Source organism: Inquilinus sp. YAF38, assembly GCF_052113205.1.
GTDB lineage: Bacteria > Pseudomonadota > Alphaproteobacteria > DSM-16000 > Inquilinaceae > Inquilinus.
Genome location: NZ_JBFRCU010000136.1, coordinates 1 through 12,540 on the forward strand (window position 1 = coordinate 1; position 12,540 = coordinate 12,540).

15 protein-coding genes, 1 other RNA gene and 1 pseudogene are annotated in these 12,540 nt (G+C 69.3%); 2 read left to right on the forward strand and 15 right to left on the reverse strand.

Annotation, left to right across the window (positions count from 1 at the left end; translation table 11 throughout):
• The 14 genes and pseudogenes from AB4Z01_RS34130 to AB4Z01_RS34195 form a co-directional block, all read right to left on the reverse strand.
• A pseudogene (locus tag AB4Z01_RS34130) lies at positions 1–221 on the reverse strand (hypothetical protein); the annotation flags it as partial.
• Positions 222–231: 10 nt separating this feature from the next.
• Positions 232–759, reverse strand: coding sequence for an ExbD/TolR family protein (locus AB4Z01_RS34135; RefSeq protein WP_441701013.1), 528 nt, complete (start codon positions 757–759; stop codon positions 232–234).
• Positions 759–1,490, reverse strand: coding sequence for a protein TolQ (gene tolQ / locus AB4Z01_RS34140; RefSeq protein ID WP_441701032.1), 732 nt, complete (start codon positions 1,488–1,490; stop codon positions 759–761). Before tolQ ends, AB4Z01_RS34135 begins: the two co-directional genes overlap by 1 nt.
• Positions 1,491–1,501: 11 nt before the next feature.
• The gene (gene ybgC, locus AB4Z01_RS34145; protein WP_441701015.1) at positions 1,502–1,930 is read right to left on the reverse strand and encodes a tol-pal system-associated acyl-CoA thioesterase; all 429 of its coding nucleotides are present in this window, start codon (positions 1,928–1,930) and stop codon (positions 1,502–1,504) included.
• A complete protein-coding gene (ruvB, locus tag AB4Z01_RS34150; RefSeq protein ID WP_441701017.1) occupies positions 1,930–2,967 on the reverse strand; it encodes a Holliday junction branch migration DNA helicase RuvB in 1,038 nt (345 codons plus the stop codon). The genes ybgC and ruvB overlap by 1 nt, the downstream gene beginning before the upstream one ends.
• On the reverse strand, positions 2,964–3,581 hold the full coding sequence (gene ruvA, locus AB4Z01_RS34155) for a Holliday junction branch migration protein RuvA (protein WP_441701019.1): 618 nt from the start codon (positions 3,579–3,581) through the stop codon (positions 2,964–2,966). Before ruvA ends, ruvB begins: the two co-directional genes overlap by 4 nt.
• Positions 3,578–4,087 (reverse strand): crossover junction endodeoxyribonuclease RuvC, encoded by a 510-nt coding sequence (gene ruvC, locus AB4Z01_RS34160; protein WP_342238253.1) that lies wholly within the window; start codon positions 4,085–4,087, stop codon positions 3,578–3,580. Before ruvC ends, ruvA begins: the two co-directional genes overlap by 4 nt.
• A 56-nt stretch (positions 4,088–4,143) precedes the next feature.
• Positions 4,144–4,893 (reverse strand): YebC/PmpR family DNA-binding transcriptional regulator, encoded by a 750-nt coding sequence (locus AB4Z01_RS34165; RefSeq protein WP_441701021.1) that lies wholly within the window; start codon positions 4,891–4,893, stop codon positions 4,144–4,146.
• A gap of 218 nt (positions 4,894–5,111) precedes the next feature.
• Positions 5,112–5,951, reverse strand: coding sequence for a TIGR00282 family metallophosphoesterase (locus AB4Z01_RS34170; protein ID WP_441701022.1), 840 nt, complete (start codon positions 5,949–5,951; stop codon positions 5,112–5,114).
• Between the two features lie 12 nt (positions 5,952–5,963).
• Positions 5,964–6,536 (reverse strand): 5-formyltetrahydrofolate cyclo-ligase, encoded by a 573-nt coding sequence (locus AB4Z01_RS34175; RefSeq protein ID WP_441701034.1) that lies wholly within the window; start codon positions 6,534–6,536, stop codon positions 5,964–5,966.
• 33 nt (positions 6,537–6,569) lie between these two features.
• Positions 6,570–6,728, reverse strand: a non-coding RNA gene (gene ssrS, locus AB4Z01_RS34180) — 6S RNA.
• A gap of 13 nt (positions 6,729–6,741) precedes the next feature.
• The gene (locus AB4Z01_RS34185) at positions 6,742–7,068 is read right to left on the reverse strand and encodes a cell division protein ZapA (protein ID WP_441701024.1); all 327 of its coding nucleotides are present in this window, start codon (positions 7,066–7,068) and stop codon (positions 6,742–6,744) included.
• A 4-nt stretch (positions 7,069–7,072) separates the two neighbouring features.
• Positions 7,073–7,303, reverse strand: a complete 231-nt coding sequence (locus tag AB4Z01_RS34190; RefSeq protein WP_342238248.1) for a hypothetical protein — start codon at positions 7,301–7,303, stop codon at positions 7,073–7,075.
• A 36-nt stretch (positions 7,304–7,339) separates the two neighbouring features.
• Positions 7,340–8,425: an Ldh family oxidoreductase gene (locus AB4Z01_RS34195; RefSeq protein ID WP_441701025.1), complete on the reverse strand. Its 1,086-nt coding sequence runs from the start codon at positions 8,423–8,425 to the stop codon at positions 7,340–7,342.
• Positions 8,426–8,691: 266 nt separating this feature from the next.
• On the opposite strand from AB4Z01_RS34195, the gene tkt reads away from it, so the two are divergent.
• Together tkt and gap are read left to right on the forward strand one after the other, a co-directional pair.
• A complete protein-coding gene (gene tkt / locus AB4Z01_RS34200; protein WP_441701027.1) occupies positions 8,692–10,683 on the forward strand; it encodes a transketolase in 1,992 nt (663 codons plus the stop codon).
• 97 nt (positions 10,684–10,780) lie between these two features.
• Positions 10,781–11,788, forward strand: a complete 1,008-nt coding sequence (gap, locus tag AB4Z01_RS34205; RefSeq protein ID WP_441701029.1) for a type I glyceraldehyde-3-phosphate dehydrogenase — start codon at positions 10,781–10,783, stop codon at positions 11,786–11,788.
• 65 nt (positions 11,789–11,853) lie between these two features.
• On the opposite strand, the gene AB4Z01_RS34210 is transcribed toward gap, so the two are convergent.
• Complete coding sequence (locus AB4Z01_RS34210) at positions 11,854–12,234, reverse strand: COG4315 family predicted lipoprotein (protein WP_441701031.1); 381 nt, start codon at positions 12,232–12,234, stop codon at positions 11,854–11,856.
• Positions 12,235–12,540 lie beyond the last annotated feature (306 nt).

Genomic DNA, 12,540 nt, shown 5'->3' on the forward strand with positions numbered 1-12,540 from the left:
GGCGGCGGCGGCACCTCGGCGTCGCCGGTGGCGTCCGGCGCTGGCGGGCGATCCGGCGCGATCTCGCCGGTCGCGCCCTCGTTCACCGCATCGGCGCTGACGATCTCCACCGGCACGACCGCGATCTGCGGCGCGTCGCGCCGGAACAGCGGCAGGCCGAGCATCAGCACGATCAAGAGGATCGCGTGCAGGGCCAGGGAGATGATGAGACTGGGACGCATGGGGCTCTTGTCAGCGCCTCGGTGCCGGCGCGGTGGCCGCAGGCGCCGGCGTCAGGGCGGCCTGGCCCTTCGGCGTCTCGGAGATCAGCGCCACCCGGGTAAAGCCGGCCGAGGTGATGGCGCCCATCACCTGCATGATCCGGCCGTAGGCCAGCGCCTGGTCGCCGAACACGAAGATGCGGGTCTCGCCCGGGCCACCGCCGGTGCCTGCCGCGGAACCCTGGGCCTGGGCCTTGGCGATCGCGGTCAGCATCGGCACCAGATCCTCCATCGCCACCGGCTTCTTCTGCACGTAGATCTGGCCCTGGGCATCGATCGTGACCTGCAGCGGCTGCTCCTTGGTCGGGATGTTCTGGGCCCGGGTCTGCGGCAGGTCGACCGGCACCCCGACGGTCAGCAGCGGCGCCGTGACCATGAACACGATCAGCAGCACCAGCATGACGTCGACGAAGGGCGTGACGTTGATGTCGGAGTTGGGACGGAAGGTGCGGCGGCCGCCGCGCCCTCGACCGGTGGCGTGGGAGAGCGAGACACCCATCAGCTGCGGTCCTCGAGATAGCGCGACAGGATCGCGCCGAATTCGCCGGCGAAGTTCTCCAGCCGCTCGGCGTATTTGTTCAGGTCGTTCGAGAACTTGTTGTAGGCGGTGGTGGCGGGAATGGCGGCGAACAGGCCGATGGCGGTGGCGAACAGCGCCTCGGCGATGCCCGGCGCCACCACGGCCAGGCTGGTGTCGGCCTGGGCGGCGATCGACTGGAACGAGTTCATGATGCCCCAGACCGTGCCGAACAGGCCGATGAAGGGCGCGGTCGACCCGACCGAGGCCAGCACGGTCATGCCACGCTCGACCCGGCCGAGCTCACGCGTCATGGTCACCTGCATCACCCGGTCGATGCGCTGCTGCAGCCCGGCGCGCATGCTGCCCGAGGCGGCGATGCCGCGGTCGGCGGCGATGCGCCATTCCTTCATGCCGGCCGCGAAGGTGGCGGCCATCGGGTCGGGCGGGTTGGCCCCGACCTGGTCGTACAGGTCGTCGAGCGATCCGCCGGACCAGAACGCATCCTCGAAGGCGTCGGCCTGGCGGTTCAGCCGGCGCACGCGGATCCACTTCTCGAAGATGATCGCCCAGCACCAGACCGACGCCGCCAGCAGCAGCAGCATCACGAATTTGACGATCACGTCGGCCTGCAGGAACAGGCCCCACATGCTCATGTTGTGCAAGGCACCCTGCCCGACCGTCTGGGCGGTTTCGATCACCGACTGCTCCATACCTTCGCCCTTCACTCCGCCGCGTGTGACGCGGTCTGACCTTTGATCGCGTTGAAGACCTCGCGGAGCCGGGGCGGCATCCGCGCCGCCCGGCCGTCACGAGTGATGCAGGCCAATTTCAGCAGCAATGTGACGATGTCATCCCCATTCCGCCGGATCGCCTGCGACATATCGAGACTGGCGCCGCCGATCGCCGTCACCCGGGTCTCGACCGTCAGCTGGTCGTCGAGCCGGGCGGAACGGCGGAAATCGATGGCGCAATGCCGCACGGCGAAGGCGATGCCGGTCTCCGCCAGCATCGTCCACTGCTCGAACCCCGCCTCGCGCAACAGCTCCGTCCGCGCCCGCTCGGCGAAGCGCAGATAGGAGGCGTGATAGACGATTCCCGAGCCGTCCGTGTCCTCCCAATAGACCCGGACGGGGAAGTTGTGCGGGCTCATCACGGCTCGTCTTCCGCCAGCAGGTCGAGCTGGGAGGCGGCGCGCTTCGGTTCGGCCAGGCCGAGGGCGCGATAGGCGCGGTCACCCAGCATGCGGCCGCGCGATGTGCGCTGCACCAGGCCCTGCTGCAGCAGATACGGCTCGATCACGTCCTCGATCATGTCGCGCTGCTCGCTCAGCGCCGCCGCCAGCGTCTCGACCCCGACCGGGCCGCCGCCGTAATGCTCCGCGATCAGGCGCAGATAGCGCCGGTCCATGGCGTCGAGGCCGGCCTCGTCGACGTCGAGGCGCTTCAAAGCCTGGTCGGCGGCGCGGGCGTCGATCCGGTCCAGCCCGGCCACGGCGCCGAAATCGCGCACCCGGCGCAGCAGGCGGCCGGCGATGCGCGGGGTGCCGCGCGACCGCTTGGCGATCTCATGCGCGCCTTCGTCGGTCAGCGGGCAGCCGAGCAGCCGGGCGCCACGGGCGACAATCGATTCCAGCTCGGGCGTGCCGTAGAAGTTCAGCCGCAGCGGAATGCCGAAGCGGTCGCGCAGCGGCGTGGTGATCAGCCCCGACCGGGTGGTGGCGCCGACCAGGGTGAAGGGCGGCAGGTCGATCCGCACCGACCGCGCCGCCGGCCCCTCGCCGATGATCAGGTCGAGCTGGAAGTCCTCCATCGCCGGATACAGGATCTCCTCCACCGCCGGGTTCAGGCGGTGGATCTCGTCGATGAACAGCACGTCGCGCGGCTGCAGGTTGGTCAGGATCGCCGCCAGGTCGCCGGCGCGGGCGATCACCGGGCCGGAGGTGGCACGGAAGCCGACGCCGAGCTCGCGCGACACGATCTGCGCCAGCGTGGTCTTGCCAAGCCCGGGCGGCCCGAACAGCAGGACATGGTCCAGCGCCTCGGCCCGGCCGCGTGCGGCGGTGACGAAGACACGGAGATTGTCGCAGACCTCGCGCTGGCCGACGAAATCCTCCAGCGTCTGCGGCCGCAGCGAGGCCTCGTCGTCGCCCTGGCGTTCGCCGGTGACGATGCGGTCGGCGTCGCTCATGACGCCAGCTCACGCAAGGCGGCGGGGATGATCGCCGACACGGTCGCCTCAGGCCCCAGCTTGCCGCCGGCCCTGGCCACCGCCGCGAAGGCCTCGGCCCGGCCGTAGCCGAGATTGACCAAAGCGGAGACCGCATCGGCCGCGGCGCCCGCCTCCGCCGGAGCGGCCGCGCCGCCGGCATGGAACGCGGTGGCGGCCGGCCCGAGGGCGATGCCGCCGACCTTGTCCTTCAGCTCCGACGCAATCCGGCCGGCCAGCTTCGGCCCGACGCCTTCGGCCCGGGCCAGCATCGCCTTGTCGCCGGCGGCGATCGCGGTCGCCACCTGGTCCGGCGACAGCACCGACAGGATGGCGAGGGCGACCTTGGCGCCGACCCCCTGCACCGTGGTCAGAATCCGGAACCAGTCGCGCTCCGCCGTGTCGACGAAGCCGTAAAGGTGGATGTGGTCCTCGCGGACATGGGTCTCGACATGCAGCGCCACCGCCTCGCGCGGGCCGCCGAGCAGGCCGAGGGTGCGGCGCGAGCAGAAGACCAGGTAGCCGACGCCGTTGCAGTCGATCACGGCGTGGTCGGCCCCGGCGCTGTCGACCAGTCCGCGCAGCCGGGCGATCATCGCGCCACCTGCAGCCGGATGCCGGCGATGCTGGCCTCGGTCTGGCGGTGATGGGCGTGGCAGATCGCGACTGCCAGCGCGTCGGCCGCGTCCGGGGTCTTGAAGGTGGTGCCCGGCAGCAGCATCCGCACCATGTGCTGGACCTGGGTCTTGTCGGCATGGCCGGCGCCGACCACCGACTTCTTGATGTGGTTGGCGCCGTACTCCGCAACCCGCAGGCCGGCCAGGGCCGGCACCAGCAGCACCACGCCGCGGGCAAGGCCCAGCTTCAGCGTCGAGGTCGGGTTCTTGTTGACGAAGGTCTCCTCGACCGCCGCCTCGTCCGGCGTCCAGCTCCGGATCACCTCGACCAGCCCGTCATGCAGCTGCACGAGGCGGGTGGCGAGGTCGGCCTTGTCGTCGGAATCGACACGGCCGTCGGCGATGTAGCGCAGCCGGTTGCCGTCGACATCGAGGATGCCCCAGCCGGTGTGGCGCAGCCCGGGGTCGAGGCCGAGGATCCTCATCGGCGCTCCATCCCCCCTGCCGTCACCATACCGCGCTCCATATCCCCTCCGCCGGCTCAGGCCGTGAGCCGCGCCATGATCTCGTCCGGGATCTCGAAATTGGCCGAGACCCGCTGCACGTCGTCATTGTCGTCGAGCGTGTCCAGCAGCTTCAGCAGCGCCGCGCCCTGCTCCTCGTTCACCGCGATGGTGTTGAGCGGGCGCCAGACCAGCCCGGCCGAATCCGGCGCGCCGAATTTCTCCTCCAGCGCATCGCGCACGGCGGCGAAGCCCTCGATCGAGGTGGTCACGGTGTGGCTCTCGTCATCGCTCTGCACGTCGTCGGCGCCGGCCTCCAGCGCCGCCTCGAACACCGCGTCGGCGCTGGCGGCCTTGGCCGGGAACACCAGCTCGCCGACCCGGTTGAACATGAAGCTGACCGAGTTGGTCTCGCCCAGCGACCCGCCATGCTTGGTGAAGATCGAGCGCACTTCCGCCGCGGTGCGGTTGCGGTTGTCGGTCAGCGCCTCGACGATCACGGCGATGCCGGCCGGGCCGTAGCCCTCGTAGCGGATCTCGACATAGTCGTTGTCGTCGCCGTCGCCGGTGGCGCGCTTGATCGCCCGCTCGATGTTGTCCTTCGGCATGTTCTCCTTGCGCGCGGCCTGGATGGCGGCGCGCAGGCGCGGATTCATCGCCGGGTCGGGCAGGCCGAGCTTGGCGGAAATGGTGATCTCGCGCTGGAGCTTGGTGAAGATCTTGCCCCGCTTGGCGTCCTGCGCGCCCTTGCGATGCATGATGTTCTTGAACTGTGAATGACCGGCCATGGGGCAGTGCCTGACTGACTTGGGAAACTCGCGGCGGGAGACATATGCGGCCGGCCCGGCGACGGCAAGCGCCACCGCACGCTCACCGGCGCCGCGTTAGGCCCAGACTATGGCGGTTTTGTGGCCCGGAGGAAAGAGGCACGAATGTTTCTAGCCCGGGATATTCCGTTTCACCGCAATCAGATAGGCGAGGTTGCGGAGAAGTAAGTTGAATTCGATCAACCCGCCGATTCGGCCGGGGCGAAGCCGCTCGGCCAGGCCGGCGACAGCCGGCCGCCGAGGCGCAGCGGCTCGACCCGGCGGGCGAGTCCCGTGGTCTCGTCGGTCTCCAGCACCAGGCCACAGATCGTCGGCTGGCCCTCGGCCGGAGTCAGCCGCTCCGTCGGCATCTTGCGGATGAAGCGGGCCACCGCCGGCTCCTTCACCATGCCAATGACGCTGTCGTAGTCGCCGCACATGCCGGCATCGGTCTGGTAGGCGGTGCCGCCGCGCAGGATGTGCAGGTCGGAAGTCGGGATGTGGGTGTGGGTGCCGACCACCAGCGTCACCCGGCCGTCGAGATGATGGCCCATCGCCATCTTCTCGCTCGACGCCTCGCCGTGGAAATCGACGATGATGGCGTCGACCACGCCCGGCATGGCCATGTCGGCGAGCAGCTTGTCGACCGCGGCGAAAGGGTCGTCCAGCGCGTCCATGAACAGCCGCGCCATGATGTTGACCACCAGCACCTGGCGGCCGCCGCGGGCCTGCAGCAGGGTAGCCCCTCGCCCCGGCGTGCCGGCCGGGAAGTTGGCCGGACGCACCATCCGCTTGTCGCGGTCGATGCTGCCCAACAGCTCGCGCTGGTCCCAGACATGGTTGCCGGTGGTCAGGCAATCGACGCCGGAGTCGTAGAACTCCTCGGCGATCTTCGGGGTGATGCCGAAGCCGCCAGCCGAGTTCTCGCCGTTGACCACGACGAAATCGAGGTCCAGGCGCTGCCGCAGCCGCGGCACCTGCTCCATCACCGCCACACGAGCGGCACGGCCGACGACATCACCCAGGAACAGAATGCGCATCCGAAATCCGTCTCAAACAGCAATGCGGATCGCTTCGCGATCCGTCACGATCCAGTCCAGGGCCTCGTCGTGCAGGCCGACCGGCACCGCCGTGACCTCCTGCCCGGCATAGCCGATGCCGACCGCCACGACCTGCCGCTGCGCCCGCAGCCCGGCCAGGGTGCGGTCGTAGAAGCCGGCGCCGTAGCCCATGCGGAAGCCCTTGCGGTCGAAGCCGAGCAGCGGCACGAACAGCAGGTCGGGCACCCGCTCGGGTGCCTCGGGCGCCGGCACCGACACGCCGAACACGCCCTCGACCAGCGGCGCCTCTGGCGTCCAGTCGCGGAACACCAGGGGTTGCCCCCTGCCCTGCACCACCGGCACGCAGGCGGCATGGCCGCGATCGATCGCGGCGCGCAGCAGCGGCAGCGGGTCGAGCTCGTCGTCGATCGGCCGGTAGCCACTGACCACCCCGCCCGGCGGCAGGGGGATCGTCTTCAGGACGATGTCGCGGAGTCGCTCTCCCGCCCCGGCGCCGTACTGTTGGTGATAGGCCGCACGCCGCTGACGCGCCGCGGCCCGGAACGCCTTCTTGGCGTCGCGCAGTTCCGTGTCGTCAGACGGTGCGGGAAGAGGCTGAGCGGAGCCGCATCGGCCGGTGGTCATTATGTCTCCTCTTGGGCCCTGCATCAGCAGGTGGGCGCCATGTGCCGGGACCACGGTCCCGGCAGGGACAGCTCCCTAAGAGAAGTGCTACGGCCCCAGGGACAATCGACCTGTCGCACCGCGCAGCCCCGCTACGCGATCAGATTTAGGGTGTCTCGACCCGGGCTGCAATGGCCTCGATCCGATCCGCCAGTTTCTGCAGCCGCGACGACAGCTCCGGATCGTCCAGCGGCGACGGCGCCACGACCGCAGCGCCCGGGACCTTGCCCTCGCGCAGATCGAGCAGCTCGTCGCCCAGCATCAGCGCGACCATGACCAGGAGATGGGTGTCGGTCGCGGTCCGCACCGAGCCCTGGATCTCGCGGATCCGCTCCTGCACGAAGCTGGCGACCTCGCGGACGCGCCCCTCCTGCCCGTCCTCGCAGGCGATCGGATAGGGGCGGTTGTTCAGATTGATTTCGACCCGGGCCACGGCGTTACTTTTCCAAAAGGGTCTCGATGCGCTGGATCACCTGGTTGACCCGAGCCGCCACCGTCGCCGTGTCCTCGCGCAGCTCGGTCTCGATCTCGGTCACCGCCTGCGTGCGCACGCGGTCCGCGATCTCGTCGATCTGTGTCTGGCTGCGCTCCGCCTGCGCCGCCATAGCAGCATCCAGGCGCTCCAGGGCGCGTTCCAGGCGGTCGAGCTCCGCGGTCAACCCGCTCATGGGCGGGACTCCAGATCCAGCGTCATCCACGTGAACCTATGCGCCGCTCCGGTTCCCGTCAACGGAAGCCTCCGGCACGGCAACGCCGACGCTGCCGGCGAAGGCGGCCAGACGCTCCCAGGTGCGGCGGTCCAGCGGCACGCCGAGCCGTGCGCGCTCCGCCGCCTCGCGCTTTTCCGGGTCACCCGGCGCCATCACCTCCTGCCCCGGCTGGGCCGGCTGCGCCCGCAGATCCGCGAGAATCGCCGCGAGCGAATCCTGATAGCCGCCGGCGGCCAAGGCCTGCGGCTTCAGCAGGAGGAAGAAGTGCCCGATATGCACCGGCTGGCCCGGGCCGGTGAACTTGGTCATGCGGAAGCCGTGCGGCATGCCGGTCAGGCTGGCGCACAGGATCTCCACCATCATCGCCAGGCCGGCGCCCTTGTAGCCATAGCCCAGCCCGCCGACCGGAATCAGGCCGGTGGCGACATGCGGGTCGGTGGTGGCGATGCCATCGTCGCCGACCGCGACCTCGGGCGGCAGCTTCGTGTCGGTGTCGCGGCGCAGATGCACCCGGTTCAGCGGGATGGCGCTGGTCGCCATGTCCAGCAGCACTGGCTCTTCGTCCCGCGCCGGGGCGGCGAAGCTGATCGGGTTGGTGCCGAAGAACGGCTTCACCCCGCCATGCGGCACCACCAGCGCATCGGCATGGGTGCAGCCGAAGGCGATGAAGCCGCGCTGCGCCGCCGCCAGGGTGTAGACGCCGGTGGCGCCGTGATGGGACGAGCGGGTGACCACGGCGGCGGCCATCCCCGTCTCCTCCGCCAGCACCGCCGCCTCGTCGATGGCGCGGTAGCTGGCGAGATGGCCAAGGCCGCCATCGGCGTCGACGACGACGCAGGCCGGCGCCGTTCGGGTGGCGGTCACCGCCGGGGCCGGGTTGACCCGCCCGTTCTGCAGCTGGTCGAGATAGAACGGGATCAGCCGCAGGCCATGGGTGTCGACGCCGCGGGCCGAGGCATCGGTCATCGCCCGCGCCGTCGCCGCCGCGCTGTCATCCGACATCCCGGCGCCACGCAGCAGCGCCGCCGCGAACTCCTCCAGCACCGCCCGCTGCAGGCGCACCCCGTCGAACCGTTCCATCCCGTCTCTCCGAAACCCTCTCGGCCGGCGCCGCCGCCGTTATGTCCGACTTGTGTAGCGCAGCACTCCGATGACCTCCAGGGCTTCTGCCCGGCACCTGGAATGTCCGACGTTTTCACCCGCTTTTTGGCCCGAAATGGGCATTTGGTGGCATTGACGCGGGGGCACCGGGGCTGCATGGTGCCGCCGCCCCGACGAGCGCCCCGCCTTGATGAGAGCCTGGGCGGGCCATCGCCGGGTCCCGTGTCCCCGAACGGATCGATGCCATGAGCGACAGCCCCCGGACCGTGACCCACTCAGACATGGCGAACGCCATCCGCTTCCTGTCCCTGGACGCGGTGGAAGCGGCGAAAAGCGGCCATCCCGGCATGCCGATGGGCATGGCCGATGTCGCCACGGTGCTGTGGAGCCGCTACCTGAAATTCGATGCCGCCCACCCGACCTGGCCCGACCGCGACCGCTTCATCCTGTCCGGCGGCCACGGCTCGATGCTGCTGTATTCGCTGCTGTACCTGACCGGGAACAACAAGATCACGCTCGACGAGATCAAGCACTTCCGGCAGCTGGGCCATCACACCGCCGGCCATCCCGAGGTGGACCACGAGGCCGGGATCGAGACCACGACCGGGCCGTTGGGCCAGGGCCTGGGCAACGCCGTCGGCTTCGCGCTGGCCGAGCGGATCCTGAACGCCCGCTTCGGCGACGACCTGGTCAACCACCACACCTGGGTCACCTGCGGCGACGGCGATCTCGAGGAGGGCATCAGCCACGAGGCCTGCTCGCTGGCCGGGCACCTCAAGCTCGGCCGGCTGATCGTGCTCTATGACGACAACCACATCACCATCGACGGCCCGACCTCGCTGTCCTTCAGCGACGACGTCCAGAAGCGCTTCGAGGGCTATCACTGGCACGTCCAGCGCATCGACGGCCACGACACCGACGCCATCACCGCCGCGATCGACGCGGCGCTGGCCGATGACCGGCCGAGCCTGATCGCCTGCAAGACCATCATCGGCTGGGGCGCCCCGAACAAGCAGGGCACCAGCGCGACCCATGGCTCACCGCTGGGCAAGGACGAGGTCGCCGCCACCCGCGCCAACCTGAACTGGCCCTACCCGCCCTTCGAGGTGCCGGAGGCGACGATCGCGGCCTGGCGCGAGATCGGCAAGCGCGGCGAGGCCGAGCGACTGGCCTGGGACCAGCGCCTCCTGAAGACGCCGGCCGAGACCCGCGCCGCCTTCCGCCAGGCCAACACCGGCGCCCTGCCTTCCGGCCTCGACGGCATCCTGGCCAAGTTCAAGGCCGAGATTTCCGAGGCCAAGCCGAGCCTGGCCACCCGCGTCGCCTCCGGCCAGGTGCTGGAGCTGCTGGTGCCGGCGATCCCGGAGCTGATCGGCGGCTCGGCCGACCTGACCCCGTCGAACAACACCAAGACCAAGGCCTCGACCGATATCGAGCCCGGCAAGTATGGCGGCCGCTATGTCCGCTACGGCGTGCGTGAGCACGGCATGGCGGCGGCGATGAACGGCTTGGCCCTGCATGGCGGCGTCATTCCCTACGGCGCCACCTTCCTGACCTTCACCGACTATTGCCGCCCGTCGATCCGCCTGGCGTCGCTGATGCGCCAGCGCGTGGTCTTCGTCATGACCCATGACTCGATCGGCCTCGGCGAGGACGGCCCGACCCACCAGCCGGTCGAGCATGTCGCGGCGCTGCGGGCGATCCCGCATCTGATGGTGTTCCGCCCCTGCGACGCGGTCGAAACGGCCGAGGCGTGGCAGATCGCGCTGGAGACCGAGGACGCCCCGTCGGTGCTGGCGCTGACCCGCCAGAACCTGCCGACGCTGCGCCTGAACGCCAATGCCGAGAACCTGTCGGCCAAGGGCGGGTATGTGCTGCGGGAGGCGACCGGCACGCCGCGCGTGCTGCTGGTGGCCACCGGCTCGGAGGTGTCGATCGCCAATGAAGCGCGCGACGCGCTGGAGGCCGAGGGCATCGGCACCCGCCTGGTCTCGATGCCCTGCACGACCCTGTTCGACCGCCAGCCGTCCGACTATCGCCGCCGGGTGCTGGGCCAGGGCGTGGTCCGCATCGCCGTGGAAGCGGGTGTGCGCCAGGGCTGGGACCACTATATCGGCTCGGAGGGCAGCTTCGTCGGCATGACCCGCTTCGGCGCCTCGGGCCCCTACGACCAGCTGTACAAGCATTTCGGGATCACGGCCGAGGCGATTGTCGCCGCCGCCAAGGCCAAGCTGTAACGCCGATGCCGGGAACCAGCCCTTCCCGCAAGGAAGGGAACCGGGTTGGTTCCCCATGCGCTATCGGTACAAGACCATCGGATCGGAGAAGACGACAATGGCCGTTAAGGTTGCCATCAACGGGTTCGGGCGCATCGGGCGCCTGGTGCTGCGGGCGCTGATCGAATCCGGGCGCAAGGACATCGAGGTCGTTGCGATCAACGACCTCGCCGACGTCAAGACCAACGCCCATCTGCTGAAATATGACAGCGTCCACGGCCGGGCGCCGTTCGATGTCCAGGTCGAGGGCGACACGCTGATCGTCAACGGCCACGGCATCAAGGCGGTGCAGCAGCGCGACCCGACCCAGCTGCCCTGGGGCGCGATGGGCGTCGAGATCGCGTTGGAGTGCTCGGGCATCTTCACCAAGCGCGATGACGCCGCCAAGCAGCTGACGGCCGGCGCCAAGAAGGTGCTGATCTCAGCGCCGGCGACGGACGAGGACCTGACGGTCGTGTACGGCGTCAACCACGACAAGTTGACCGCCGCGCACACGATCGTCTCCAACGCCTCCTGCACCACCAACTGCCTGGCGCCGGTCGCCTGGGTGCTGCATGACGCGGTCGGCATCGAGCACGGCTTCATGACCACGATCCACAGCTATACCGGCGACCAGCGCATCGTCGACACGATGCACAAGGACCTGCACCGGGCCCGGGCCGCGGCACTGAACCTGATCCCGACCTCGACCGGCGCCGCCAAGGCCGTCGGCAAGGTGCTGCCGGAGTTGAAGGGCAAGCTGGACGGCACCTCGATCCGGGTGCCGTCGCCGAACGTCTCGGTCGTGGACTTCAAGTTCGTCGCCAAGCGCCCGACCACGGTCGAGGAGGTCAATGCAGCGATCAAGCAGGCCGCCGGCGGCAAGCTGAAGGACATCCTCGGCTTCTACGAGGAGGATCTGGTGTCGACCGACTTCAACCACGACGCCCGCTCGTCGATCTTCGCGATCAACGAGACCAAGGTCATCGACGGCACCTTCGTGCGGGTGATGAGCTGGTACGACAACGAATGGGGCTTCTCGAACCGGATGGGCGATACCGCGATCGCCATGTCCCAGGCCCGCTGATCCGGGACCACTGGTTCAGCAAGACAAGAGGGCGGCTTCGGCCGCCCTCTCTTTTTTGCCGACCCTCAATCGGGCTTGGCGACGTGCCAGGCGCCGCCGGCGCCATCGCCGGTGACGTCGCCCGCCTTCTGGTCCTTGATGTAGGTGTAGAGCGGCTTGCCGTCATAGGCCCACATGGCGGTGCCGTCGGTGCGCTGGACGATGGTCCATTCGCCCATGGCCATCGCGCCGGCCGCAGCCTTGAACGGCGGCCAGTTGGTGGCGCATTTGTCATAGCAGTTGGACTTTCCGGCTTCGTCCTTGTCGTAGACGTAGAGCGTCATGCCCTTCGCGTCCGTATAGACCTCGCCGGCCGAGGTCTTCATGGTCTTCGCCGGGTCGTCCATGGCGAAGGCCGAAGCGGCGGCGAGCAGCCCCGCCGCGATGCCGATGGCGATGAGTTTCATGGCTTTCCTCCCGAGGCAGGCGCGACCGAGCGCGACCTCCTCCGACACAGTTCGCGCCGGCGCTGCCGGTGGTTGCGTCCACCCGCCTGCCGCTGCCTGAAAAATCGGCATTCTCGCCATGGCATCGGGATAGGGGGAAGCCTCGCGGCTCCCCCCTCCCACACCACCGGACATACGGGTCCGTATCCGGCGGTTCGGTGGATTAAGCGGAATGCGGCTTTGCGATGGAGACGAGGCCGAGGGCCTGAAGGGCGGCGATGGGGAAAGCAATGGCGAGGGCGGGGCTGTTGCTGAGCCGCCAGGGGC